This is a genomic window from Massilia aerilata (assembly GCF_042656905.1).
Taxonomy (GTDB): Bacteria; Pseudomonadota; Gammaproteobacteria; order Burkholderiales; family Burkholderiaceae_D; genus Telluria; species Telluria aerilata.
On record NZ_JBHSMZ010000006.1, the window covers coordinates 1 to 25,085 of the forward strand.

The window sequence follows — 25,085 nt, forward strand, 5'->3', positions numbered from 1 at the left end:
TAAAATGACGACCAGGTAGTGTTACCCATGTCTCTAGACATGTGTTACCTATGTCTCTGTGCTATACAATACCGACATCCACGAGAAAAAACTGGCCGAGGATGCGCTGCAGGACGCCAACCGGCGCAAGGACGAGTTCCTGGCGATGCTGGCCCACGAACTGCGCAATCCGCTGGCGCCGATCAGCGCCGCCGCCCAGGTGCTGCGCATCGCCCCCGGCGACGCCGCCAAGGTGCGCAGCTTCGCCGAAGTGATCGGGCGCCAGGTCAACCATATGACTTCGCTGGTGAACGACCTGCTGGACGTGTCGCGGGTCACGCGCGGCATGGTGCAGTACGAGAAGGCGGAAATCGACCTGCGCGGCGCGATTCTGAGCGCGGCCGAGCAGGTGCATCCGCTGGTCGAGGCGCGCCGCCACCTGCTGTCATTGACGCTGGGGCCCGATGAAACCAAGGTGCAGGTGCTGGGCGACCGCGCGCGCCTGATCCAGGTGTTCGCGAATCTGCTGACGAATGCCGCCAAGTACACGGCCGCGGGCGGGCGCATCGGCGTGGCGCTGGAACTGGACGACGCGCACGCGCGCGTGACCGTCAGCGACAACGGCAGCGGCATCGACGCCGCCCTGCTGCCGCATGTGTTCGACCTGTTCACCCAGGGCGCACGCACGCCGGACCGGGCCCAGGGCGGCCTCGGGCTGGGCCTGGCGCTGGCCCGCACCATCGTGCTCGCGCATGGCGGCCGGATCCAGGCCCTGAGCGAAGGCGCCGGCCGCGGCAGCCGCTTCGCGGTCGAACTGCCGCTGGCCGCAAGCGCCGCCGCGGACGAGGATGGCGGGCCGGATGGCGCGGGCGCGGCGCCGGGCAGCCCGCTGTCGCTGATGCTGGTCGACGACAACATCGACGCCGTCACCATGCTGGCCGCGCTGCTGGCCGCCGCCGGCCACAGGGTCGAAAGCTTCAGCGATCCGCGCAGCGCGCTGGCCGCGGCGCCGGCGGCCGCGCCGGATGTTTTCATCCTCGACATCGGCATGCCCGGCATGGACGGCTACGAGCTGGCGCGCCGCCTGCGCGCCCAGCCGGCCTGCCGCGGCGCCCTGTTCATCGCCCTGACCGGCTATGGCCAGCAGGGCGACCGCGAACTGACGCGCCAGGCCGGCTTCGACCACCATTTCGTGAAACCGGTGGATGCGGGGCAGCTGCTGGCGGCGCTGCGCCGGCGGGCGCCGCGCCGGCGCTGAGGATCAGGCCGGGCCGCGCGCGACGGCGCGCACCTGCCTGGTGCGCGGCAGCAGGGCCCGCTCTATATGTTCGAGGGCCAGCTGCGGAAGCGCGGCGCCGCACATGAAGATGTCGACGGCGGCGAAGCCGGCTTCCGGCCAGGTGTGGATCGAGATATGCGATTCGGCCAGCAGCAGCACCCCGGTCACGCCCTGCTCCGGGCCGAAGGCGTGGAAGTGACCGTGCAGGATGCGCGCGCCGGCCGCCCCGGCGGCGCCGCGCAACAGGGCTTCGATGCCGGCGGCGTCCTGCAGCGGGCCCGCCGGGATGCCGTGCAGGTCGGCCAGCAGATGGGTCCCCGCGGCCTGGAAAACGCCGCTCATTTGTGCCCGCCGCCGCCGGAATACCCGCCGCCATAGCTGCCGTAGCCGCCATGCGAGCCCGAACTCCAGCTGCTGCCGCCGCGGCCCGAGCCGCTGGCGGTATTGATCATGCTGACCCAGCAGGCGAAGGTGGTGACAAGGGTCACGAACAGCGCATAGAGAAAGTACTTATTCATTCTTGATGAACCGGGGCGGCAGCACGAGGGCCAGCAGGCCGATGAGGAGCCAGGGAGCGGCGCCGCTGAAGTCGACGACCAGCGGCACGATGTTCAGGCAGCACAGCCAGATCAGGAATTTGCCGGATTGCGCGCCCACCGTGGCGCCGGCGCCGGCCGGCGCCAGCGGCGACGGGACCGCCCTGGCGTCGAGCCCGAACCAGGCCCGCACCTGGTCGGCGCTGACGCGCGTCGAGCGCGACCAGGTGAATTCCTCGGCGCTCAGTTCGGCCGCCAGCCGGGTCTGGCCCTGCTGGTATTCCGAAACGCGCACGCTGTCGCCGGCCGCCACCTTCCAGTTGAAGGCGCCGAGCGCCAGCTCGACCCTCGCCGTGTAGTCGTACAAATGGGTGTAGGCGGCGCCGTCCAGGCGCACCGACGACGAACCGGCCGCCGCCGGCCAGTCGTCCATCACGTCGGCGCGCCACCAGCCCTCATCCGTCTCGACCAGCCAGGAGAAGCCGGCGCGCGGATTGAACAGCAGGTATTCGCTCCATTGGTTGCCTTCGTCGTCGGCGCGCAGCATGGCGCCCAGCACCTGGACCTGGCGGCCGACGATGGTGGCGCCGCTGCCGAGCGGGATGGTGAAGCGGTGCCGGGCGGCGGCGGCGTCGCCCGCCTTCAGCACCTGCACGGCGGGCGTGGCGGCGTCCAGCTCCGAACGGCAGTTCTGGCAGATCACGTTGGCGGTGACGCCGGGAACGTAGTTGATCGAGGTGCCGCACTGGGGACAAGACAGCGACGATGCCTTGCCGCGGTACTTGCCGGCGCTGGCCATGATCGCCTCGTCGTCGCGCAGCAGCTGGCAGCCCATCTGCTCGAGGGTGACGGCACTGCCGCCATACAGCACGGGCTTGTCGCCGTCCGAATAATCGAGGGTGACGAAGGCGCGGCCCTGGCGCAGGTCGGCGACCCGCGCTTCCCAGCCTTCGCCGACCCGGAACGGCAGCTCGCCCTGGCCGCCGATGCAGCGCGCGATGCGCTTCTCGGCGGCGGTGAAGCTGCCTGCCTCCAGCTCGACTTCGCGGCCGGGCCGGATCATCTCGAAGCCGGGATAAGACCCTTCCAGCGGCCGCTCGGTGGTGATCACGTACAGCCCCGACGAATCGCCCAGCCAGCCGTTGGAACCGTCGTCGAACAGCAGGAACCATTCGTTCCAGATACCGCTTGCGTAGCGCAGCTGGATCCGGCCGACCACCGTGAACGTGCGGCCGCCGGCGCTGCCCGACGTGCCGATCTGGATCGGCGAATAGTCTTCCAGCACCTCGGACATCTTGCCCAGGTCGCGCACCGAGCCGGCATCCTTGACCACGGTGGCGCGGCAGAACTCGCACACCGCCATCACGGAGGCGTGCGACCTGAAGGCGAGCGGCGCGCCGCAGCTGGGACAGGCGATGGTCTGCAAAGCGGTTTGCATGCGTCCTGGCTTAGCCGATCAGCTTTTTCAGCAGTTCGGCCTTGGTGCCGTCGTAGTCGGCCTGCGAGATCAGGCCCTTGTCGAGCAGGCCCTTGAGCTTGCCGAGGCGGTCCTCGATCGACTCGCCGGCCGGCGCGGCCGGCGCGGCCGGCGGTGCGAACGCCCCGCTCAGCCCCTGGGCCATGGCCTGGCCGACCGCCATCCCGGCGCCCACGCCGGCGCCGATGCCGGCCACGCCGCCCTCGTTCTGCGCCGCCAGCGGAATGCTGCTGGCCACCTGGAACTGGGTGTAGGCGCCCATCTGGCCTTGCGACAGGGTGCTCTTCATGCCGGCCGAGATCCGCTCGTCCAGCGCGGCCTGCAGTTCTTCCGGCAGGCTGACGCTGGCGACGTTGAACTCGTCCAGCTCGATGCCGTAGCGCGCGAAGGCATTACTCAGGTCGCCGCGCACCTGCTGCGCCATCAGCGCCTGGTTGGCGGCCATGTCGAGGAAGGCCACCTGCGAAGAACCCAGCGAGGTCGCCATCGTCGCCAGCATGATGCCGCGCAGCTGGTCCTCGACCTGCTCGCGGGTATAGGCCTCGCGCGTGCCGCTGATCTCGGTGAAGAAGCGGCGCGGGTCCTGGACCCGGTAGGAGAACATGCCGAAGGCGCGCACACGGACCATGTCGAAGTCCTTGTCGCGGATCGTGATCGGCTGCGGCGTGCCCCACTTGCGCCCGGTCTGCACGCGGGTGCTGAAGAAGTAGACGTCCGACTTGAACGGGGAATCGAACAGCTTGTCCCAGTTCATCAGGTTGGTAAGAACCGGCAGCGTGCGGGTGTTCAGGGTAAAGGTGCCGGGCGTGAAGACGTCGGCGATCCGGCCTTCGTTGACGAACACCGCCACCTGCGACTCGCGCACCACCAGCTGGGCGCCGTTCTGGATTTCGAAATCCTGCATCGGGAAGCGCCAGGCGAGCACGCCCTCGCTGTCCTCGTTCCACTGGATGACGTCAATAAACTGCTTCTTGATGAATGAGCCGAGAGACATGACAACTTCCTCCTTAGGATATGCAACCCGCATTCACGATACCGATCGACAGCGAGATCGCGCCCAGCAAACCGCCGAAGGCGCAGTTGTTCGCTTCGATCTGGTCCTTGGCCATGCGCAGCAGGCGGGTGGCGATGACATACACGAGCAGCTGCACGACCAGGGCGCCGAAGGCCCAGCCCGCGAACTGGTAATAATCCATGGTGTGCACCAGGCTGGAGGCGATGGTCGCCGAAAAGCCCAGCAGGCTGCCGCCCAGCGACAGCGCGGCCGCCGCATTGCCCTGGCGGACCAGCAGCACTTCGTCATACGGCGTGACGCGCGTGTACACCACAAAAAATGCCAAAACCAGTGCGACAGCCGTAAAAAGATGCAGCAGATAGTTTAGGATGGCGGGCAAACTATTCTCCCAAGAAATAGTCAAAGAGACAAAAAGCATCTTAGCGCAAAGAGCGGTAATGACCAAAAAAATTCTGATCCTGTCGGTATTCGTTGTCGCTTCCTGCGGCCTGGCCTACGAACTGATCGCCGGCGCCCTGTCCAGCTACCTGCTGGGCGACTCCATCCTCCAGTTTTCGACCATTATCGGCTGCTATCTGTTCGCGATGGGCGTCGGCGCCCACTTCTCGAAGTACGTGAAGGACGAGGCCGTGCTGGAACGCTTCATCGACATCGAACTGGCCGTCGGCCTGATCGGCGGCGTGTCGGCGGCCATGCTGTTCATGACTTTCTCGTGGATGGCCGCACCCTTCCGCACCCTGCTCTACGTGCTGGTGTTCCTGATCGGGATGCTGGTCGGGATGGAAGTGCCGCTGGTGATGCGGGCCCTGAACGCGCGCCAGACCGAGTTCTCGGAACTGGTGAGCCGGGTGCTGACCTTCGACTACCTGGGCGCGCTGGCGGTGTCGCTGTTGTTCCCGCTGGTGCTGGCGCCGCAACTGGGCCTGGTACGCACCGGCTTCCTGTTCGGGATGCTGAATATCGGCGTGGCCTGCTGGACCCTGCACACCTTCCGCAGGGAGCTGACGAATGTGCTGGGCCGCGCGCTGCGCGCCGGCGCCGTGCTGTTCGTGCTGGCGCTGGGCTTCGGCCTGTCCGAGCGCATGGTGGCCTGGGGCGAGCACGGCCTGTTCGGCGACGAAGTCGTCTACTCGACCAGCACGCCCTACCAGCGCCTGGTGATCACGCGCTGGAAGGACGACCTGCGCCTCTACATCAACGGCAACCTGCAGTTCTCCTCGCGCGACGAATACCGCTACCACGAGGCGCTGGTGCACCCGGCTCTCGCCAGCCTGCCGTGGGCGCGCAGCGTGCTGGTGCTGGGCGGCGGCGACGGCCTGGCCCTGCGCGAGATCCTGCGCTACCCGAACATCCGGCAGGTCACCCTGGTCGACCTCGACCCCGCGATGACGCGCGCCTTCACCACCCGCCCGGAACTGGCGGCGCTGAACAAGCATTCCTTCTCCGACCCGCGCGTCAAGGTCGTCAATGCCGACGCCGCGATCTGGCTGCAGCAAAGCGGGGGCATGTTCGACGCCGCCATCGTCGACTTCCCGGACCCGTCCAGCTTCGCCCTCGGCAAGCTGTATTCGGTGCCCTTCTACGGCATGCTGAAGAAGCACGTGGCGGAGAACGGCCTGATCGTCGTGCAGTCGACCTCCCCCTTCTTCGCCCCGCACGCCTACTGGACCATCGACGCCACCCTGCGCGAAGTCGGCCTGCACACCCAGCCCTACCACGCCTACGTCCCTTCGTTCGGCGAATGGGGCTTCATCCTTGCGTCGCCGCGCGAGGGCTACACGCCGCCGGCCGGCTACGGCCTGCCGATGCGCTTCCTCAACGCGGACACCACGCGCGAGATGTTCGCCTTCCCGCCCGACATGCAGCGCCAGAGCATGGCGCCGAACCGCCTGAATACCCAGTCGCTGGTGCGCGAGTTCGAGCACGACTGGCGCAACGTGATCCGCTGATGGACCGCCGCAGCTTCATCCGCACCGCCGGCGCCGCCGGGCTGGCCGCCGGCGCCGGCGCCCTCGGCTTCGCGCGCTGGCAGGAGATCCCCTCGACCCTCGACTACGTCGGCCGCGCCGAGGGCCACTACCTGCGCGACCGCCATGCGGTGCCGCCGCCTTCGCGCATCATCGACACCGACGTCGCCATCCTCGGCTCCGGCATCGCCGGCCTGTCCGCGGCCTGGAAGCTGGCGCGCGCCGGCCACAAGGATTTCCTGATGGTCGACGGGCCGCAACCGGACGGCAACGCGGCGGGCGGCCGCTTTCATACCGATGCCGGCGAGCTGGCCTACCCGACCGGCGCCCACTACCTGCCGCTGCCCTCGCCCGAATCGACCCATGTGCGCGAGATCCTGGCCGACCTCGGCATCATCCAGCGCGATCCGTTTGCCGAGCAGCCAACCTACGACGAGCGCTTCATCCTGCACGGGCCGGAAGAGCGGCTGCTGTTCAATGGCGCCTGGCAGGACGGCTTCCTGCCCACCGATGGCGTGGCGGCCTGGGAGCTGGCCGAGCACAAGCGCTTCTTCGCCGAAGTCGAGCGCCTGCGCGCCTTGCGCGGCGCGGACGGGCGGCGCATCTTCGTGTTCCCGACCGCGATGTCGTCCGAGGACCCGGCATGGCAGCGGCTCGACGGCATCACCCTGAAGCAATGGCTGGACCGCGAAGGCTACCGCGCGCCGACCCTGCACTGGTACCTGAACTACTGCTGCCGCGACGACTACGGCACCCGCTACGACAAGGTCTCGGCCTGGGCCGGCCTGCACTACTACTGCAGCCGCTGGGGCAAGGCCGCGAATGCCGGCAACGGCGCCTGGCTGACCTGGCCGGGCGGGCTGGCGCCGCTGGCGCGGGCGATGGCCACGCGCTCGGGCGTGAAGCGCCATGCCGGCACCGTGGTGAAGGTCAAGCGCAACGGGAACAAGGTCGAGGCGCTGTGCTTCACGCTGGAGAACGGCGTGGCGCGCAGCTACCTGGTGCGGGCGCGCAAGGCCATCGTCGCGATGCCGCTCTACGTCGCCTCACGCGTCGTCGAGGACATGGCCGGCTACGGCTTCGACGCGCGCCGCGATACGCCCGCCTACGCACCCTGGATCGTCGCCAACTTCCTGATGAAGGATTTCCCGCGCGAGCTGCCGCATGCGCCGCTGTCCTGGGACAACGTGGTCTACCAGGAACCCGGCCTGGGCTATGTGGTGTCGACCCACCAGGACATCCGCGTCGCGCCGCCCGCGAAGACCGTGTTCTCGGCCTACCTGGCGCTGTCCGACCGCACGCCGGCTGATGCGCGCAAATGGATGATGCGGGCAAGCCCGGACGAACTGGTGGAAGCCGCCGGACGCGACCTGAAGACGGCCTACGGCTGGACCTTCGCGCCCTGCGTCGAACGGGTCGAGATCACCCTGCGCGGCCATGCGATGGCGGCGCCGATGCCGGGCTTTCGCAGCAATGCCGGCGCACGCGCCCTGCGCGAGGCCGATGGACCCATCCTGTTCGCGCATGCCGACCTGTCGGGCTTCTCGGTGTTCGAGGAAGCCGCCTGGTGGGGCATCCTGGCGGCCGGGCGGGCGCTGGCCTGAACCAGCCTAGCTGCGGTCGACGATCTTCGTGATCCCGCCCGCGCCGAAACTGAACTCGGAGCGGCCGTTCATTTCGAGCAGCGTCCCCGCCGGCGGGCCGTCCGGGACGCCGGCCGCCAGCTTGCCGCGCCAGGCGATGTCCGCGACCACGGTCTCGCCGTCCAGCGCCAGTCCGGTCACCCGCTGCTCGCGTTCCGAAAACATGGCCTTCGACTGCTCGGCCAGCGCGCGGAAGGCGTCGATGCCGCTGGTCTCCGCGGTCAATTGGCCTCCCGCGAAGTTCTCGAAGCGGACCGCCGGGTCGAGCTGGGCCAGCATGGCCTCGATCTCGAACGCGTTGTAGGCCGCCAGGTAGCGGGCGATCAGGTCCTTCTGCCACTGTTCGATCATGGGTCCTCCCGATTAGAACTGCCACATCACGGCCGAGGCGTCGTCGGCCTGCTTGACGGCCAGGCCGGCGCCGCCGGACGCCTGCTCGTGCGCCCGTAATTCGGCCAGCAGGGCAGCCGGTCCGCGCTCCGCGCAAGCCCGCAGCAGGCTGGCGTCGGTGTACAGGCCATAGGCATCCACCAGCCGGTAAAAACCATCGGTCATCACCAGCAGCGTCGCGCCCTGTTCGGCACGCGCCGCGTAACGGCGCGCGCCGAACGGACCGGCCGGCGCCAGGCACAGGCTTTGCGGCGGCACGGCCGTGTTCTGTTCCTCGCGGCGGCGCCTGAGCATGGGCAACAGGCGTTCGCGCCGCGCCGCCGGATCGTCCACGCCTTCGCGAACCAGCGCGGCGATGGCGTCCTGCACCACGGCTTCCTGCGGATTGGTCCACGGGTCCAGGTCCTGCACGCTGCCATCGGGGCGCCGCAGCAGCGCCTTGCAGTCGCCGAGACAGTAGACGATCAGCTCCGACGCGGCGCCCAGCGGCATGATGCGCACCCAGGTCATGGCCGCGATCGGCCAGGCATGCACCGGCACGGCCAGGCCGCCGGTGCGGTCCTCGAATTCGGCGCGCACCGCGTCCACCGCACCGCGCACCGCCTGCTCCTGCGATGCACGCGCCGCCAGCGAGCTGCCGAAGGCGGCGATGAAACGCCGCACGAACCAGGCGACGTCGCCGCCCTCGCTGCCGATGTAGTCCCGCTGCGCCACCGAACTGGCGCCGTCCAGCACCACGATGTCCGCCAGGCCACCCCGCTCGAATACCACGGCATGATCCTCGTTGGTATGCCCTGCGGCGCCAGAGGATACGGATGTCCAACTCATTCCTTGCACTCCCAAATCATTGCCTTAACTATAAAGCAATTTCCACTTGGAATGTTAAAGGATGGTGAGGACTAGCCGGCGCCGGTGCGGCGCGGTGCCGTGCTCCCACAGGCAGATGCCCAGCCCCGGACCCTGCGACCGCCTCGGCGGCGGCGGGCGTGATGTCCGTGGTGCCGCGCCCGGCGGTCGCGAATGCGAGGATGGTCTGGCAAGTCATGGCGTCTCAGCTTATCATCGGCGCGTCGACGCCGCCAACGCGGCCTTCACCGCCCGGAGCCTTGCCATGCACATGCACATGACGCTGACGCAGTCGCTGTTCGCCGCCGCCCTGCTGGCCGGTCCGGCATCCACGCCCGCCGGGCCGGCGCCCGCCGCCGTGGTGGCGATCCGCTACGATCTCGACGAGATCTCGGCCGAACGCATCCAGGAAGCCGTGGCCGAGCCGCTGGCACGCAGCCTGCGCGACGTCGCGCGCATGAAAAACATGGTCACCACGGCGACCCATCGGCTGGCCGAAGCGGAACTGGTCTTCGAGGACGGGGCCACCGAGGCCGATCTCGCCGATATCGTCTACCGGCTCGACCGCCTGCGCCTCGACGCCGGCATCGCCATCGAGCGCCGCTCGGTCGCGCTCAAGCCTTGTCGACTTTCATGCTCAGACGGAAGCCGCGCACCGTGAGATAGCTGCCGTCGGCCTGCTTTTCGTTACGGCCGATGGCCAGCGTCATGGACTCCCCCAGTTTCGCCAGCATGCGCGGCGACGCCGCCGGCTTGCCGTCGCAGACCAGCTGCATCTGCACGCTGACGGTGGCGCCCGCGCCTTCCGTCAGCGCCAGATCGGCTTCGCAGTCGTGCCCCTCGCCGTCGCGCAGGCCGGCCAGGCGCTGCGTGCCCGCGGTCAGGACTTCCTGGTGCCGCGCCGGGCCGCCGTCGATGCTGAGGTCCATCGCCAGCCGGTACTGGCCGCTGCCGGCAACCGTTGCCGCCTTGCCGGTGGCCGCCCAGGCCAGGCTCGCGCCGGCCACGGTGAGGCCGGCCAGCGCCGCGGCGACGGCGATGCGCGCGCGGCGCGGGGAAACGTGGTCCTGCAAATGCATGATGCGCTCCTTGATGGGTGAGATGGCCTGCATGGTGCAGCCGACCGGCAGGCTGGCGGTCGCGATCGTCTTGAGTAAAGCATTCGCGTAGGCGCGCGGCGCATGCAGGCCGCTGCCCAGCACCGCGCTGTCGCAGGCCAGCTCCTGGTCCGCCAGGAAGCGCCGGCGCGCGGGGCCGGCCAGCGGATGGAACCAGAACAGGCAGGACAGGAGCGCCGCCAGCGCGTTCCACCACAGGTCGCCGCGGCGCGCGTGGACACGCTCGTGGGCCAGCACCGCGGCCTGCTCGGCGGCGTCGTAGCGCCGTGCGAAATCGGCTGGCAGCACGATGCGCGCACCGAACAGGCCAACCAGCAGCGGCCCCGCGTCCGGGCGCATGCTCAGCCAGGCGCCGCCCGGGCCGGGCCGCAGCGGGCCGAGGGCGCGCAGCAAGGCGCGCTGGCGCAGCATCTGCGCGGCGGCGCCGCCGATGGCGCCGGCCAGCCAGACGAGCAGGACGGCAGGGACGCAGGCGGTGCGGGCCGCCGGCAACGCCGCGGCCACGGTCAAGGCATCGTTCGCGGCCGGCGCCATGACGAGGGCCGTCGCCGGCGCCGCCACTTCGTGCGGCGGCCAGCAGCACAGCGCCAGCCCTAGCGGCAGCGCCAGCCACAGCGCGTAGACGGCGCCGGCGCCGAGCCGCGCGCGCAGGAATCGCCGCAGCGCCATCGGCAGCCCGGCCAGCAGCGTGAACACGAGGGTGGCCACGCCCAGGCGCAGCACCAGGCCGGCAAGGACGTCGGGACTCATTGTTCGAGTCCGTCGATCAGCTTGCGCAGCTCGGCCAGGTCTTCCTTGCTCAGTGCATGGCGTGCGCTGAAGTGGGCGACCAGGGGCGCGACCCGCCCGCCGAACAGGCGCTCCAGCACCGAGCGGCTCTGGGCGTCGACCCAGTCGGCGCGCTGCAGCACCGGCGAGTACAGATAACGCCGGCCCTCGTACTCCGCGCGGATCACGCCCTTTTTCAGCAGCCGGCTCAGGAAGGTCTTGATGGTCGCCTCCTGCCACTGGGCGCTGCCGGCCAGCGCGGCGACGATCTCCTCGGCGCTGCGCGGCGCGGCGGCCCACAGGACTTCCATCACGAGGGATTCGGCGTCGGTGATCGGCGGCTGCTGCGGCATGCTTGCTCCGTTTACGTTTGTAATCGAAATTGATGATTACACGCGTAATCGCCGTTGTCAAGCAGGCCGGGACGCCCCGCTCAGTCGCGCTGCAGCTGTGCCAGCAGTCCGCGCGCCTGCTCGGCCTGTGCGAAGCGCATGTCGCCGGCCGCCAGGGCTTCCAGTTCCTTGCGCGCGCCGGCGCGGTCGCCGGTTTTCGCCATCGCCGCCGCCAGGTGATAGCGGATGTCGCGCGCCTTGGGCGCCAGCGCATTGGCCTTCTGCAGCAGCATCAGTCCGCGCGCGCCGTCCGCCTTGGCGGCGCCCTTCTCGACCAGGATCCAGGCCAGGGTGTCCATCACGTCCGGCTGATCGCCGGCTTGTTCGTAGGCGGCTTCCGCGGTCGCCTGCGCGCGCGCGTCGCCCAGCTCCTGGTAGGCCAGCGCCAGGTTATTGAGCGCAACGGCATTGCCTGGCTGCCGCTTCAGCAACGCTTCGAGGCGCGCCGCCGCCTGCCTGAAGTCGCCCTCGGCCATGCAGGTCTGGGCCTTGTAGGCCTGGGCGCGGACGTCGTCCGGATGCGCCGCCAGCCAGCGATCGAAGCGCTGCACCGCCTCAATGCGGCGGCCGGCCTGGCGCAGCGCGTCGTCGATCTTGATCGCCAGCTCGTTGACGGGGCTGAGCTTGAAGGCGCGCTCGTACAGCGCCAGCGCCTGTGCCGCCTGGCGCTTGGACATCAGGATGTCGCCCTGCAGCTGGTAGCCGGCCGCCGCTTCCGGGTGCTTGCGCTGCAGCTGCTCGGCCACGATCAAGGCGATATCGCGCGAGCCTTTGCGCACATAGAGTTCGGCCAGCGCCACCTGGGCGGCGGGGAAGTCGGGCTGGATCGCCAGCGCGCCCTTCAGCGACTCCTCGGCCTGCACCGGCTGGTTCAGCAGCAGCGACAGCGCCGCCACCTGCATCTGCGCCTGCGCCGAGCGCGGCAGCGCGAAGGACAGCTTGCGGTAGGTCTCCAGCGCCTCGGCGCGTTCGCCGTTCGCCAGCTGGCTCTTGCCCAGCAGGTCGAGCAGGTCCGGATTGTCCGGGTGCCCCACCTGCAGGGTGCGCGCCAGCTTGAGGGCCTTTTCCGGCTCGCTCACGCGCAGGTACTGGCCGATCAGGTTGACGGCGGGGCCGACCGCGTTCGGATCGACGGCCGCGGCCTGCTCCAGCCAGCGCGTGGCTTCCTCGGGCTTGCGGGCGGCGTCGGCCAGCGAGGCCAGCATCGTCAGCGCCGGCACGCTGGCCTTGTTCGTCGCCAGGAAGTCGAGCATCTGCCGGCGCGCCTGCTCCGGCTGTTTTTCGTCCAGCGCCAGCTGGGCCAGGTCGGCCGCCGCCGCAAAATACGTCGGGTCGATCGCCAGCGCCTGCCGCAGCGCCGCGCGCGCCTTGTCCGGCTCGCGGCGCGCGATCGCCACCAGGCCTTTCAGTTCGTGGGCCACCGCGTTTTCCGGCTGCACGCGCTCGAGCGCCTGCACCGCCTGGCCGGCGGCGTCGAAGTGCCGCAGGCGCAGCTCGGTGCGGATCAGCGCCACCGCCGCTTCCGCCGAATCGCGGTCCAGCGAGATCGCCGCCTGCAGTTCACGGATTGCGCGCGCGGTGTCGCCATTTTCCAGGCGCGACAGGCCGAGCGAGGTGCGCAGGCTGCTCGAGCCGGGATCGAGGGCGCTGGCCTTTTCGAACAGCTCGGTGGCCTGGTTGAAGTCACGCGAGCGCATCGACGATTCGCCAGCCAGCGCCAGCAGCTGCGCATCCTTGTAGCCGCTGGCCTCGGGGTTGATCAGCATCGGCTCGAGCGCTTCGCGCGCTTCGCGGCTGTGGCCACTGCCCAGCAGGCTGGCGGCCAGCATCTTGCGCGCGTACAGGTTGCCGGGCGTGCGTTCGAGGTAATGGCGGAAATGGTGTTCGGCCAGGTACCAGGAGCCGAGCCGCATGTTGACCACGCCCGCCAGCAGCACGCTGGGCATGTGTTCGGGCGCCACCCGCAGCACCTTCAGCAGCGAGTCGTGCGCCTCCTGCACGCGGCCGCGCGAAAAGTCGAGCAGCGCCTGGGTATAGATCACCAGCACGCTCCCCGGCGCCAGCTTGAGCGCGGAATCCAGCTCGGCCTGGGCCATCTGGAAGCGCTCCAGGCCGATCGCCGTGTAGGCCTTCTCGACGTGGGCCGAACGGTGCTGGGGCTGCAGCGCCAGCACCTTGTCATAGATGTCGAAGGCCTGCGCGCCCTTGCTTTCCGCACGCAGCAGCTCGGCTTCGAACATCAGCGCATCGATCTGCTCCGGATCGTGCGCCAGGATGCGCGCGGGCCAGGCGTGCGCCGCCGCCGGGTCGCCGTTCAGGAACGCGACGCGGCCCATGCCGATCATCGCCGCGCTGTCGTTCGGGCGCAGCTGCAAGGCCTTTTCGTACAGGGCGCGCGCGCGGTCCTGCTTGTCGAGGGCCAGCCAGGCGTCGGCGCGCGGCGCCAGCAGCGCGCCGCGGGCGTCCTCGTCGGCGCCGGTCTGGTCCAGCGCCTTCTGGTATTCGGCCTGCAGGTTCAGCGACCTGGCCAGCAGCGCCAGCGCGGCTTCCTTCGGATAGCCTTGCTGCAGCGCCAGGCGCGCTTCCTTCTCCGCGCTCAGGCCGTCGCCCAGTTCATGGTAGGTGGCGGCCAGCAGATAGCGGGTCTCGGCGTTGCGCGGCTCCTTTTCGAGTGCGTTCTTCAGCGTGATCACGGCGCTGTGCTGGTCGCCGCGCTGGCGGAAGGTCTCGGCCCTGGCGCGCAGCTCGGCGCCGGATTCGCCCTGGCAGGCGGACAGCAGCACCGGCAACAGCAAGGCGGCCAGCAAGGCGGGCATCGAAGCAAGGCGTCGGGATGGTTTGACGGAAGCAGGCATGGCCGATAAGCGCCGCGATTGGCGCTCGAAATCAAAAGCGTATTGTCGGGGCGGCATCCTCGGGCAGGCAAGCAAAATTTCCGGGATGAATCTGCGTAACCACGGATGGGGAACCGCGTCCGGTGACGGAAAACTTTACAGTTGCGTACATCGGACAACTTAACCGTCGGCCAAGTGCCTGATTTACAAGTAAAGTTAATCTGTGGCATGATTAATGCTTGAGTAAAGATAAACACCAGGTTAACGGGGGATCCGTGAAAAAAACACTCAAGTTTGTCCTTGGCGCCATCGCGCTGTTCGCTGCCATGAGCGCCCGTGCGGGCGGCATCAGCGACACGGGCGTCAATGCCTACTGGGGCTCGGATAGCCACGGCTATGGCGACGTGATCGGCGGCAGCACCTATGACATCCAGGGCGCCACCATCACCCGCGTCGGCAACGTGCTGACCATCGCGATCGCCACCAGCTTCGCCGGCCACGCCGGCATGGACGCGAATATCACGCAGAACGGCATCGGCTACGGCGACCTGTTCCTGGCCCAGACCTGGAACCCCTTCGGCACCGACGCCAACCACGTCAACGACAATGACAACAACGGCACCCTGTGGTCCTACGGCTTCGCGCTGGACAACCGCTACAGCAATACCGGCGGCAGCTTCACGCTGTACCAGTTGAACGGCAAGACCAACGACGCCAACGTCATCGATTCCGAAAAGTTCATGAGTTGCAGCCTGGGCAGCGCCTGCTACTACCGCAACGGCCAGGCCACCGCGGTCAACACCAGCAAGTACAACACGAACGTGAAGAATACCGGCATGACCGGCAACTGGACCGTCACCGCGAACAAGGAAATCAAGTTCACGCTCACCCTGGCCTCCACCTCCGACCTGCTGAAATACAGCTCGCTGGCCATGCACTGGGGCGAGACCTGCCAGAACGACGTGATCGAGGGCCAGGTCAGCCTGGTTCCGGTGCCGGGCGTCCTGCCGCTGACCGGCCTCGGGCTCGTGATGCTCGGCCTGTCGCGCCGCCGCCGCCGCGTGCAAGCCGCTTAAATCCTCCTCTTACGCGGGGCCGCCGACGATGCGGTCCCTGCCGCCGTGCTTCGCCTCGTACAGGCGCCGGTCCACCGTCTCGATGAAAGCGCGCACATTGTCGTGCACGCCGGGGACGACCGTGCCCACGCCCATGCTGCAGCTCACCCACTCCGACACCGCTGATCCGCCATGCGGGATCGCGGCCTGCGCCAGCAGCTTGCGGCAGCGCCGCGCCACTTCTTGCGCCGCCAGCACGCCGGTGGCCGGCAGCAGCAGCGCGAACTCTTCCCCGCCCAGGCGCGCGCACAGGTCGCGCGTGCGCGAGGCCGATGCGTCGAGCACCCTGGCCACCTGGCGCAGGCAGGCGTCGCCCTGCGGGTGGCCGTGGCGGTCGTTGTAGGCCTTGAAGAAGTCGATGTCGAGCAGCACCAGCGACAGCGGCTGGGCCGTGACGCGGGCCTTGGTCCATTCCATCTCGAGGATGGTGTCGAACATGCGGCGGTTGGCCACCATGGTCAGGGCGTCCTGGTAGGACAGCGCTTCCAGCTCCTTCTGCAGCTGCAGGATCTTGTCCTCGGCCTTCTTGCGCTCGCTGATGTCGAACATGAAGCCGACCAGCGCCTGCGGGCTGCCGTCGGGATTGCGGACCACGTGCACGACGTCGCGGATCCAGACCATCTCGCCGTCGGCCGTCAGCGCGCGGTAGTCGGCTTCGTGGTCGGCGCCCTGCATCGACTGGGCCACGCAGAAATCCACCGTCTTCTGGCGGTCTTCCTCGTGGATGCGCGAAGCCCAGTCGCCGACCGTCTTCCAGCTGTCCTGGCGCCAGCCCAGCACCTGCTCGATCTGCGGGCCGATGTAGGCGAACTCCATCGTCGCCCACTCGATCTTCCAGGGGATCGCCCTGGTGGATTCGAGAAGGGTGCGGTAGACGTCCGGATCGTTGGAAAAGGCGTTCATGCCGCCGCCTCTTTCAGGGCGCCGGCGTCCAGTTCGGCCAGCGAGGTCGCCAGCGGCGGCAGCTTGTACACCTGGTACTGCTGCATGTACAGATTGCCGGCGCGGACCAGGTTGGCGTCGGCCAGCACATCGGTGAAGTTCGGCATTGTCGGCTCACAAACGAATCGGAGCCGACGATGTTACCGGAATTGCATTGACGAAAGTTAAATGGCGTAAAGATGTATCCGAACCACAACGTTCAATATCTCAGGGCCGCAGACCGTAGCGCTCGATGAAAACCTTGACGCCGTCCGGATGGGCGGCCAGCCAGCGCTCGTACTCGGGCCGGTAGGCTTCCTTGTAGAGCAGGATGAAGATGGCCGGCTCGAGCTCGCCGTCGCGCGCCATTCCCTGCATGGTCAGCAGGGCCGGGTCGGTCATCGGCGCCGCGCCGTTCGCGACGGTCTCGTCGGCGACCGTCATCGCCAGCCGCCAGGCCTGGCGCTCGATCTCGAAAGGACTGGCTCTGGCGCCGTCCTTGGGCTTGCGCGCATTGACTTCCGCCATCGCCAGCGCCAGGCGGATCGCATTGTCCGCCGTGCCCGAGGCTTTCTGCAGATCGCCGTCGATGCTGATGGTGGCCTTGCCGTCGGCGCCGATGCCGACGCTGGCGCCGCGCCGCAGCGCCAAGGGCTTCAGCGGCTTGCCGGCACGGGCGCGCAGGGCGGCCAGCTTGTTCCAGCTCGGCAGCTGGGCGGGATCGGCGGCGATGCCGTTCAGCAGCGCGCCTTCCGCGGCGGCCTGCTTGCCCTGTTCGTACAGCGCGTCGGACAGGAAACGCCAGGCCTGGCCATTGCGCGCTTCGATCTCGGTGGCGCGCACGAACATGGCTTCCGCCCTGGCCCAGTCGTGCTGCATGTACCAGCAATCGCCCGCGCCCACCCAGGAACCCGAGTACAGCGGATCCAGCTTCATGGCCTGCTCGTATTTCTCCAGCGCCGCCGCGAATTTGCGCTGGGCGAACAGCTGCTCGGCCTCGCCCAGCGGCGCAGCCGCCGCCTGGTTCGGCAAACGCAGCGGCGACGGCGTCGCATCGGCCAGCATGCGCAGCACTTCCAGCGCCAACGGATCGTCGGCGGCAAGCTGTAGCGCGGCGCGCGCCAGGCCCTCGGCCTGCTTGCGTATGGCCGGCGCCTGCTCGGGCTTGACCGCATCGACGATCAGCAGGTAGGCATGGGCAGCGGAGGACAGGGGCGCCGAGGCCTTGGGCGCCGCCGCGGACGCGGCCTTGAACTTGGCCATGGCTTCCTGCAGCTTTCCTTGCACGGCCAGCGCACGGCCCTCGCCGACCAGGCTGGCGCAGGCGCCGCTGCAGGCGGCGTCGGCTTCGGCGTGGGCGAGCGGCAGGGCCAGCGCGATCGCGGCCGCCATCAGGATCTTGCGTAGCATGGTGCGGGGGCTTACTGTTGCAGGCGCGGTCCGGAAACCTTGCGGAAATCCGCCAGGTGCGAGGAAGGAATGAGGTTGATCTCGGCCGAATGAAAATGCTCGCACAGCGGACGCAGGGCGCCGGCTTCCGGTTTCCAGCAGGCGGCCTGCTCGCCGTCTTCGTAGATGTCGACGGTCCAGCCGGCGCCGCCGATGGTTTGCACGATGCCGCTGACCCCGCCCTCGAAAGAAGCCGGCAGGTCGAAGGCGACCCGCAGCACGGTCGCATCCGGCAGGCGCGGATACGGCGTCGTATAAAAATCGTAGAGCTCGGCCATCGGCCAGAACAGCGCCAGCACCTGCTTCAGGACGGCCTGGCTGTTGGCGGCGCCCCGCCCGGTGACGACGATGCGCACGCCGAGGCGCAGCCATTCGTCGCTTGCCGTTTCAAAGCGCTCCAGGGTTTCGACGTTCAGCATGGCAGTGCACTCCGGTAGATTGACGCTCGTCATACTACCCGGAGTGCAAGCCCAGATGCTCACAAAAAATCACAAGCCGGCGATTCTCTTGCCGCCGGTTGTAGCTACGCCACGGAAGGCAATTTTGGCAACAGCTTGTCGAGTGTGACCGGATAGTCACGAACGCGCACGCCGGTGGCGTTGTAGATCGCGTTGGCGACCGCCGCGCCGACGCCGCAGATCCCCAGTTCGCCCACGCCCTTGGCCTTCATCGGCGAGGAGATCGGGTCGGTCTCGTCGAGGAAGACCACCTCCTGGTGCGGGATGTCCGCATGCACCGGCACCTCGTACATGGCCAGGTCGTGGTTGATGAAACAACCGATGCGCTTGTCGACCACCAGTTCTTCCATCAGGGCCGCGCCCACCCCCATGGTCATCGCGCCGATCACCTGGCTGCGCGCCGACTTCGGGTTCAGGATGCGGCCGGCCGCGCACACCGCCAGCATGCGCCGCACGCGGGTTTCGCCGGTGACGGCATCGACCCCAACCTCGACGAAGTGGGCGCCGAAGGTCGATTGCTGGTATTTTTTATCGAGGTCGCCGTATTCCATCTTGTCCTCGGCATTCAGCTCGCCGCCTTCGGCCGCCTGGCGCAAGGGAAGCGAGCGACCGCCGCCCGTCACCATGCCGTTCGCGAAGTCCGCACTGGCCGGGTCCAGGCCCAGCTTCGTGGCCACCATTTCGCGCAGCTTGACGCAGGCCGCGTACACGCCGGCGGTCGAGCTGTTGCCGCCCCACTGGCCGCCCGAACCGGCGGACACCGGATAGTTCGAATCGCCGAGGCGCACCACGACCTGCTCGAGCGGCAGCCCCATCATCTCGGCCGCGGTCTGGGCGATGATGGTGTAGGTGCCGGTGCCGATATCGGTCATGTCGGTTTCGACGCTCACCCGGCCGTCGCGCTCCAGGCGCACCCGCGCCGCCGACTTCATCACGAGATTGTTGCGGAAGGCCGCCGCCATGCCGTAGCCGATCAGCCAGCGTCCTTCGCGCATCTGGCCGGGTACCGGATTGCGCTTGTTCCAGCCGAAGCGCTCGGCGCCCTGGCGCAGGCAGTCGACCAGGCGTCGCTGCGAGAATTTGCGCTCGCGCTTTTCCGGGTCGACGCTGGTGTCGTTCACGATGCGGAACATCACCGGGTCCATCTTGAGCTTCTCCGCCATCTCGTCGATCGCGATCTCGAGCGCCATCAAGCCCGGCGCCTCGCCCGGCGCGCGCATCGCGTTCCCTTCCGGCAGGTCGAGTTTCGCCAGGCGCAGCGCGGTATAGCGGTTCGGCCCCGCGTACAGCAGGCGGGTCTGCTGCACCGCGGTTTCCGGCTTGCCGTCCGGGAGGTCGCCGGACCAGCTTTCGTGGGCGATGGCCTCGATCCGCCCTTCGCGCGTGCAGCCGATGCGGATGCGCTGGATGGTGGCCGGGCGGTGCGTCGTATTGTTGAACATCAGGGCCCGCTGCAGCGCCACCTTGACCGGCCGTTTGGCCTGGCGTGCACCCAGCGCCGCCAGCAGCGCCTCGGAACGGAGGAACAGCTTGCCGCCGAAGCCGCCGCCGATGTAGGGCGAGAGCAGATGCACGTTCTCCTCGGGGATGCCGAGGGTCTTCGCCATGTCCTTCTTCCCCCAGTTGATCATCTGGTTGGCGGTGAAGATGGTCAGCTTATCGCCTTCCCACTTCGCGATCGAGGCATGCGGCTCCATCATCGCGTGCGACTGGTCGGGCGTGCTGTAGACGGCGTCGAGCTTGACCGGCGCCGAGGCCCAGGCAGGTTCGAACCTGCCGATTTTCGACTCCGGCTTCTCTTCCTTCTTCGCGATCGGCGCGCCGTCCTTGGCTTTCGCCAGGTCGTATTCCCCTTTGGCTTTCGCGTATTCGACCTTGACCAGGCCGGCCGCGGCGCGCGCCTGCTCGAAGGTTTCGGCCACCACCAGCGCCACGGCCTGGTGGTAGTGCTCGATTTCGGGCCCGCCCAACAAGACGGCGGTATTCATCTTGCCCTTGCCCAGCTTGCCCGCCGTCTCCGCGGTGACGATGGTGATCACGCCGGGCGCGCGTCTGGCGGCGGACAAATCCATGGACACGATGCGGCCCTTGGCGATCGCGCTGCCGACCACCCAGCCGTAGGCCGCGTGCGGGATCGCCTCGTTCTGTTCGTAGGCATAGGGTGCGGTGCCGGTGGTCTTCAGCGGGCCGTCGATGCGGTCGGTGGGGCGGCCGACGACCTTCAGCTGGTCGATCGGATTGGCGCCGGCGGGGGTGGTGAATTTCATCCTCAAGCCCTCCTGGCTTCGAGCAGCAGGCTGTCCAGCGTGCGCTGCACGAGCGTTGTCTTGAATGCGTTGTCGTGGTTGACGCGGGCGTTCGCCAGCAGCTGGTCGGTCACGGCCTTGCCGCCGCGCGGCAGCAGCTGCTCGGCGGCCGGCACGCGCCAGGGCTTGTGGGCGACCCCGCCCAGCGCCACGCGCCCGCCGCCATCGGGCTGGATCACCGCGGCCACCGACACCAGCGCAAAGGCATACGAGGAACGGTCGCGCACCTTCTGGTAGAAGTGCCGTCCGCCCAGCGGCTTCGGCAGGGTCACGGCGGTGATCAGTTCGCCCGGCGCCAGCGCGTGCTCGATGTGCGGCGTGTCGCCCGGCAGGCGGTGGAAATCGGCGATCGGGATCACGCGCCGGCTGCCGTCGGCCTTGACGGTTTCGACCTGCGCGTCCAGCACCCGCATCGCGACCGCCATGTCGCTGGGGTGGGTGGCGATGCAGGCCTCGCTGGTGCCGACGATCGCGTGATGGCGGTTGAAGCCGCCGATGGCCGAGCAGCCGCTGCCCGGCGCGCGCTTGTTGCAGGCCAGGTTCGTGTCGTAGAAGTAGGGGCAGCGGGTGCGCTGCAGCAGGTTGCCGGCGGTGGTGGCCTTGTTGCGCAACTGCGGCGAGGCGCCCGCCAGCAGGGCCCGCGACAGCACGGCGTAGTCGCGCCGCACGCGCGGATCGGCCGCCAGGTCGGTGTTGCGCACCAGCGCGCCCACGCGCAGGCCGCCATCCTCCGCCGGTTCGATCCGGTCCATGCCGATGCCGTTCACGTCGACCAGGTGCGGCGGCGTTTCGATCTCCAGCTTCATCAGGTCGAGCAGGTTGGTGCCGCCGGCGATGAAGCGCGCGTGCGGCGTGGCGATGGCCGCGGCCGCCGCTTCGGCCGGCGTCTTCACGCGCTGGTAGGTAAAGGCTTTCATGCCTTGCCCCCTTCCGCGCCGGCGATGCCGGCGACGTCGGCAATCGCTTCGATGATGTTCGAGTAAGCGCCGCAGCGGCAGATATTCCCGCTCATGCGCTCGCGCATCTCCATCGGCGAGAGCAGCGGACGCGCGTTCAGGTCGCCCGTCACGTGGCTGGGAATGCCGCGCCGGACCTCGTCCAGCATCGCCGTCGCCGAGCAGATCTGGCCCGGCGTGCAATAGCCGCACTGGTAGCCGTCGTGCTTCACGAAGGCGGCCTGCAGGGGATGCAGCTTGTCCGGCGTGCCGAGCCCTTCGATGGTCGTGATGTCGGCGCCCTCGTGCATCAGCGCCAGGCTGAGGCAGGAATTGATGCGCCGGCCGTCGGCGATCACGGTGCAGGCCCCGCACTGGCCCTGGTCGCAGCCCTTCTTGGTGCCGGTCAGGTGCAGGTGCTCGCGCAAGAGGTCGAGCAGCGTGGTGCGGGTGTCGACTTCCTTGTCGTAGCGCTGGCCGTTGACGCGCAGCGCCACCCGCGACAGCACCGGCGCCGGCGTCCTTGCGTCCTTCGGCGCGCCGCCAGGGGTCTGGGCGCCGGCCGCGCCGGGCAAGGCCGCCGCCGTTGCCGACAAGGCGCCCGCGATCAGCAGATCGCGCCGCGCCGCATTGATATCTGGATGGTCGTCCATGGTTTTGCTTCCTTTCCTCTTGGGTCGCGCCGCCATCTTAAGACGATTTGACGAATTTGCCGCACACGGTTCAGAAACTGCCGCCTCGCTGCACCAGCGGTGCGCAAAGACCTGCGTCATTTCCGGTAGAATTGCTCGTTTGACCACGACCGGACGCCCATCACGATGACCCACCGCGACGCTTTCCTCGCCAACGGCGGCGACGCCGGCGCACGCACGCTTGCGCAGGACTGGCGCGCCCACCCGCTCGGCCCCGTGCAGGACTGGCCGGCCGCGCTGCGCATGTCGCTCGGCATGGTGCTCGGCTCGTCCTTCCCCTCCTTCATTGCCTGGGGCGAAGAGCTGTTCGTCTTTTACAACGACGCCTACGCGCCCATGCTGGGCAACAAGGAGGGCGCGATCGGCCGTCCCCTGCCCCAGCTATGGTCCGAGGTCTGGGACACCATGGCGCCGCTGGCGCGCCGCGTGCTGGACGGCGAGGCCCTGTTCTTCGAGAACTTCCAGCTCACGGTCGAGCGCAAGGGCTTCCCGTAACAGGCCTGGTTCACCTTCTCGTACAGCCCTCTGCGCGACGAAACCGGCGCGGTGCTCGGCCTGCTGTGCACCGTGATCGAAGCGACCGACAAGGTGCTGGCCCTGGCGCGCCACAAGGAAGCCGAGGAGCGCTACGCCCTCAGTCTGGAAGCGTCCGGCAATATCGGCACCTGGGCCTATGAGCTCGACACCGGCGCCACTTTCGTCGACGAACAGTTCGCGCGCCTGTTCCAGGTCGACGCCGCGCTGGCCCGCGCCGGCACCGACCTGGCGCGCTTCACCGGCATGATCCACCCGGACGACCGGCCGCGCGTGGTGGCGGCGATCGAGCGGGCCATCGTCACCGACACCCTGTACGACATCGAATACCGGATCCCCCAGCTGTCGCGCGAGGACATCTGGGTCAACGCGCGCGGCAAGGTGTTCCGCGACGTCGCCAGCGGCAGGCGCCGCTTTGCCGGGGTGGCGGTCGACATCACGGAGCGCAAGAATAACGAGCTGGCGCGCCAGGAGAGCGAACGGATCGCCTCCGAGGCGCTGCTGCGCGAACTCGAGAACCGCCGCCGCCTGGACGTGCTGCTGGACGCGGCACCGGTCGGCATCGTCTACGTCGATGCGAAAGGCAATCTGCTGCTGGCGAACCAGACCAATCGCAGCATCTGGGGCGACCACCCCGCCCCCGGCAAAACCTTGGGCTACGACGAGTGGAAAGGCTGGTGGCCGGCCGGCACGCCAAAGGCCGGCCAGCCGATCGGCGCGGCCGACTGGCCGATCTCGCGCGTGCTGCTCGGCGAAGACGTCGGCGGCGGCGTCGCCGAGATCGAACCCTTCGGCGCGCCCGGGACCCGGCGCACGATCCTGATCCGCACCGCCGCGATCCGGAACGGAGACGGCGTGATCGTCGGCGCGGTCGCCGCCAACCTGGACATCAGCGCCCAGGTGGCGGCCGAGCGCGCGATGAAGGACAGCGAGGCCAGGTTCCGCTCGGTCGCCAACGTGATTCCGCAGATGGTATGGTCGGCGCCCGCCAGCGGCGGCAACGACTACCTCAACACGCGCTGGCCGGAATTCACCGGTCTGCCGCTGGAACGCTTCGCCGGCTACGGCTGGAAGGAATACATCCACCCGGATGATCTGCCGGCGCTGGTGACTGCCTGGCAGCGCAGCAGCGACGGCGGCGCCCCCTTCGAAGTCGAGCATCGCCTGATCCACCACTCCGGCCAGTACCGCTGGGTGCTGAACCGCGCCGAACCCATGGCTGGCGACGACGGCGCCGTGGTGCGCTGGATGGGCACCCTGACCGACATCCACGACAAGAAGCGCAGCGAGGAAGAGCTGAAGGCGGCGGCGCGCCGCAAGGACGAGTTCCTGGCGATGCTGGCGCACGAGCTGCGCAATCCGCTGGCGCCGATCAGCAGCGCGGCCCAGCTGCTGGGCCACGTGGCCGCCGACGAGAACAAGGTGCGCCAGGCCAGCGACATCATCCTGCGCCAGGTGCGTCACCTGACCGGCCTGGTGGACGACCTGCTGGACGTCTCGCGCGTGACCCGCGGCCTGGTGGAGCTGCAGCGCGAGCGGGTCGACCTGAAGGCGGTGATGGCCAGCGCGGTCGAGCAGGCGCGCCCGCTGGTGGAGGCGCGCCGCCACCACCTGGACCTGGCGCTGGATGCCGCCCCGGCCTGGGTCGACGGCGACCGCATCCGCCTGGTGCAGGTGGTCGCCAACCTGCTCAACAACGCCGCCAAGTACACCCCGCAGGGCGGCGCGCTCGCGCTGTCGCTGGAAGTGGCCGGCGGCCAGGCAAGCATCGCGGTGCGCGACAACGGCATCGGCATCGGTCCCGAACTGCTGCCCCAGGTGTTCGAGCTGTTCACCCAGGCCGAGCGCACCCCGGACCGCGCCCAGGGCGGACTGGGACTGGGCCTGGCGCTGGTGAAATCCCTGGTTGGCCTGCATGGCGGCAGCGTGCAGGCGGAGAGCGGCGGGCCGGGCATGGGCAGCACCTTCCGCATCCGGCTGCCGCTGGCGCAGGCGGGGCGCGCGGCCGCGGCCGGCGATGGCGCCGCGGAAGCGCTGTACGCGCAGCACGAACGCAGCATCCTGATCGTCGACGACAATGCCGACGCCGCCGAGTCGCTGGCCGAGATCCTGCGCGCCCTCGGCAACCAGGTCGCGGTGGCCCATGATCCGCGCCAGGCGCTGGCCTTGGCGGAACACGACTGGCCCGAGGTCTTCATCCTCGACATCGGCCTGCCGGACATCGACGGCTACGCGCTGGCGCGCCGGCTGCGCGCAATGGCCGAAGGACAGCCCGCCCGGCGGCCGGCCCTGTACCTGGCCCTGACCGGCTACGGCCAGGCGCACGACAAGGTGTTGTCGAAGGCGGCCGGCTTCGACCGCCACTTCGTCAAGCCGGTGGACCTGGAGGCGCTGCTGGCGGCGCTGTCGGAAGCGCCGGGCCGGTAGGGTG

Annotated in this window: 24 protein-coding genes; 7 read left to right on the plus strand and 17 right to left on the minus strand. The window is 68.8% G+C overall.

What is annotated here, in order from left to right:
- Positions 1 to 58: 58 nt before the first annotated feature.
- Entirely contained in the window at positions 59 to 1,237 is a 1,179-nt protein-coding gene (locus ACFPO9_RS09215; protein ID WP_379769760.1) for a hybrid sensor histidine kinase/response regulator, read from the plus strand.
- A gap of 3 nt (positions 1,238 to 1,240) precedes the next feature.
- Here ACFPO9_RS09215 and speD read toward each other — a convergent pair whose 3' ends face one another.
- The 5 genes from speD to ACFPO9_RS09240 are packed head-to-tail and all read right to left on the minus strand — an operon-like array spanning position 1,241 to position 4,665.
- The gene (gene speD, locus ACFPO9_RS09220; protein WP_379769762.1) at positions 1,241 to 1,600 is read right to left on the minus strand and encodes an adenosylmethionine decarboxylase; all 360 of its coding nucleotides are present in this window, start codon (positions 1,598 to 1,600) and stop codon (positions 1,241 to 1,243) included.
- Positions 1,597 to 1,776, minus strand: coding sequence for a hypothetical protein (locus ACFPO9_RS09225; RefSeq protein ID WP_379769764.1), 180 nt, complete (start codon positions 1,774 to 1,776; stop codon positions 1,597 to 1,599). Before ACFPO9_RS09225 ends, speD begins: the two co-directional genes overlap by 4 nt.
- Positions 1,769 to 3,232: a DUF4178 domain-containing protein gene (locus tag ACFPO9_RS09230; RefSeq protein WP_379769767.1), complete on the minus strand. Its 1,464-nt coding sequence runs from the start codon at positions 3,230 to 3,232 to the stop codon at positions 1,769 to 1,771. Before ACFPO9_RS09230 ends, ACFPO9_RS09225 begins: the two co-directional genes overlap by 8 nt.
- 10 nt (positions 3,233 to 3,242) lie before the next feature.
- On the minus strand, positions 3,243 to 4,265 hold the full coding sequence (locus ACFPO9_RS09235; protein WP_379769769.1) for an SPFH domain-containing protein: 1,023 nt from the start codon (positions 4,263 to 4,265) through the stop codon (positions 3,243 to 3,245).
- Between the two features lie 13 nt (positions 4,266 to 4,278).
- On the minus strand, positions 4,279 to 4,665 hold the full coding sequence (locus ACFPO9_RS09240) for a DUF350 domain-containing protein (RefSeq protein ID WP_379769772.1): 387 nt from the start codon (positions 4,663 to 4,665) through the stop codon (positions 4,279 to 4,281).
- A gap of 58 nt (positions 4,666 to 4,723) precedes the next feature.
- On the opposite strand from ACFPO9_RS09240, the gene ACFPO9_RS09245 reads away from it, so the two are divergent.
- The gene (locus ACFPO9_RS09245) at positions 4,724 to 6,235 is read left to right on the plus strand and encodes a polyamine aminopropyltransferase (protein WP_379769774.1); all 1,512 of its coding nucleotides are present in this window, start codon (positions 4,724 to 4,726) and stop codon (positions 6,233 to 6,235) included.
- Entirely contained in the window at positions 6,235 to 7,857 is a 1,623-nt protein-coding gene (locus tag ACFPO9_RS09250) for an FAD-dependent oxidoreductase (protein WP_379769776.1), read from the plus strand. Before ACFPO9_RS09245 ends, ACFPO9_RS09250 begins: the two co-directional genes overlap by 1 nt.
- Positions 7,858 to 7,863: 6 nt before the next feature.
- On the opposite strand, the gene ACFPO9_RS09255 is transcribed toward ACFPO9_RS09250, so the two are convergent.
- Both ACFPO9_RS09255 and ACFPO9_RS09260 read right to left on the minus strand, forming a co-directional pair.
- A complete protein-coding gene (locus ACFPO9_RS09255) occupies positions 7,864 to 8,247 on the minus strand; it encodes a nuclear transport factor 2 family protein (RefSeq protein WP_379769778.1) in 384 nt (127 codons plus the stop codon).
- 12 nt (positions 8,248 to 8,259) lie between these two features.
- A complete protein-coding gene (locus ACFPO9_RS09260) occupies positions 8,260 to 9,114 on the minus strand; it encodes a protein phosphatase 2C domain-containing protein (RefSeq protein ID WP_379769780.1) in 855 nt (284 codons plus the stop codon).
- A gap of 283 nt (positions 9,115 to 9,397) precedes the next feature.
- Here ACFPO9_RS09260 and ACFPO9_RS09265 point away from each other — a divergent pair, with 283 nt between their 5' ends.
- Positions 9,398 to 9,793, plus strand: coding sequence for a hypothetical protein (locus tag ACFPO9_RS09265; protein ID WP_379769782.1), 396 nt, complete (start codon positions 9,398 to 9,400; stop codon positions 9,791 to 9,793).
- Here ACFPO9_RS09265 and ACFPO9_RS09270 read toward each other — a convergent pair.
- The 3 genes from ACFPO9_RS09270 to prsT form a co-directional block, all read right to left on the minus strand.
- Entirely contained in the window at positions 9,747 to 11,000 is a 1,254-nt protein-coding gene (locus tag ACFPO9_RS09270; RefSeq protein WP_379769784.1) for a M56 family metallopeptidase, read from the minus strand. The two genes, ACFPO9_RS09265 and ACFPO9_RS09270, sit on opposite strands and share 47 nt — an antisense overlap.
- Positions 10,997 to 11,371, minus strand: coding sequence for a BlaI/MecI/CopY family transcriptional regulator (locus tag ACFPO9_RS09275; protein ID WP_379769786.1), 375 nt, complete (start codon positions 11,369 to 11,371; stop codon positions 10,997 to 10,999). Before ACFPO9_RS09275 ends, ACFPO9_RS09270 begins: the two co-directional genes overlap by 4 nt.
- Before the next feature lie 80 nt (positions 11,372 to 11,451).
- Positions 11,452 to 14,265: an XrtA/PEP-CTERM system TPR-repeat protein PrsT gene (gene prsT / locus ACFPO9_RS09280; RefSeq protein ID WP_379769788.1), complete on the minus strand. Its 2,814-nt coding sequence runs from the start codon at positions 14,263 to 14,265 to the stop codon at positions 11,452 to 11,454.
- Positions 14,266 to 14,519: 254 nt separating this feature from the next.
- Between prsT and ACFPO9_RS09285 the strand changes: the two genes are divergently transcribed.
- Complete coding sequence (locus ACFPO9_RS09285) at positions 14,520 to 15,320, plus strand: hypothetical protein (protein ID WP_379769790.1); 801 nt, start codon at positions 14,520 to 14,522, stop codon at positions 15,318 to 15,320.
- A gap of 9 nt (positions 15,321 to 15,329) precedes the next feature.
- On the opposite strand, the gene ACFPO9_RS09290 is transcribed toward ACFPO9_RS09285, so the two are convergent.
- The 7 genes from ACFPO9_RS09290 to paoA all read right to left on the minus strand — a co-directional run bounded on the left by ACFPO9_RS09290 (position 15,330) and on the right by paoA (position 22,081).
- Positions 15,330 to 16,262, minus strand: a complete 933-nt coding sequence (locus tag ACFPO9_RS09290; RefSeq protein ID WP_379769792.1) for a diguanylate cyclase — start codon at positions 16,260 to 16,262, stop codon at positions 15,330 to 15,332.
- Positions 16,259 to 16,408, minus strand: coding sequence for a hypothetical protein (locus tag ACFPO9_RS09295; RefSeq protein WP_379769794.1), 150 nt, complete (start codon positions 16,406 to 16,408; stop codon positions 16,259 to 16,261). The genes ACFPO9_RS09290 and ACFPO9_RS09295 overlap by 4 nt, the downstream gene beginning before the upstream one ends.
- 100 nt (positions 16,409 to 16,508) lie before the next feature.
- A complete protein-coding gene (locus ACFPO9_RS09300) occupies positions 16,509 to 17,690 on the minus strand; it encodes a tetratricopeptide repeat protein (RefSeq protein ID WP_379769796.1) in 1,182 nt (393 codons plus the stop codon).
- Positions 17,691 to 17,701: 11 nt separating this feature from the next.
- Entirely contained in the window at positions 17,702 to 18,148 is a 447-nt protein-coding gene (locus ACFPO9_RS09305; protein WP_379769798.1) for a hypothetical protein, read from the minus strand.
- 104 nt (positions 18,149 to 18,252) lie between these two features.
- Positions 18,253 to 20,454, minus strand: coding sequence for an aldehyde oxidoreductase molybdenum-binding subunit PaoC (paoC, locus tag ACFPO9_RS09310; RefSeq protein ID WP_379769800.1), 2,202 nt, complete (start codon positions 20,452 to 20,454; stop codon positions 18,253 to 18,255).
- A 2-nt stretch (positions 20,455 to 20,456) separates the two neighbouring features.
- Entirely contained in the window at positions 20,457 to 21,410 is a 954-nt protein-coding gene (locus ACFPO9_RS09315) for an FAD binding domain-containing protein (RefSeq protein WP_379769802.1), read from the minus strand.
- On the minus strand, positions 21,407 to 22,081 hold the full coding sequence (gene paoA / locus ACFPO9_RS09320; RefSeq protein ID WP_379769804.1) for an aldehyde dehydrogenase iron-sulfur subunit PaoA: 675 nt from the start codon (positions 22,079 to 22,081) through the stop codon (positions 21,407 to 21,409). Before paoA ends, ACFPO9_RS09315 begins: the two co-directional genes overlap by 4 nt.
- A gap of 165 nt (positions 22,082 to 22,246) precedes the next feature.
- Here paoA and ACFPO9_RS09325 point away from each other — a divergent pair, with 165 nt between their 5' ends.
- Together ACFPO9_RS09325 and ACFPO9_RS09330 are read left to right on the plus strand one after the other, a co-directional pair.
- Positions 22,247 to 22,615, plus strand: coding sequence for a hypothetical protein (locus ACFPO9_RS09325; RefSeq protein WP_379769807.1), 369 nt, complete (start codon positions 22,247 to 22,249; stop codon positions 22,613 to 22,615).
- Positions 22,616 to 22,666: 51 nt separating this feature from the next.
- Positions 22,667 to 25,081: a hybrid sensor histidine kinase/response regulator gene (locus ACFPO9_RS09330; protein ID WP_379769809.1), complete on the plus strand. Its 2,415-nt coding sequence runs from the start codon at positions 22,667 to 22,669 to the stop codon at positions 25,079 to 25,081.
- The last annotated feature ends 4 nt before the right edge of the window (positions 25,082 to 25,085 follow it).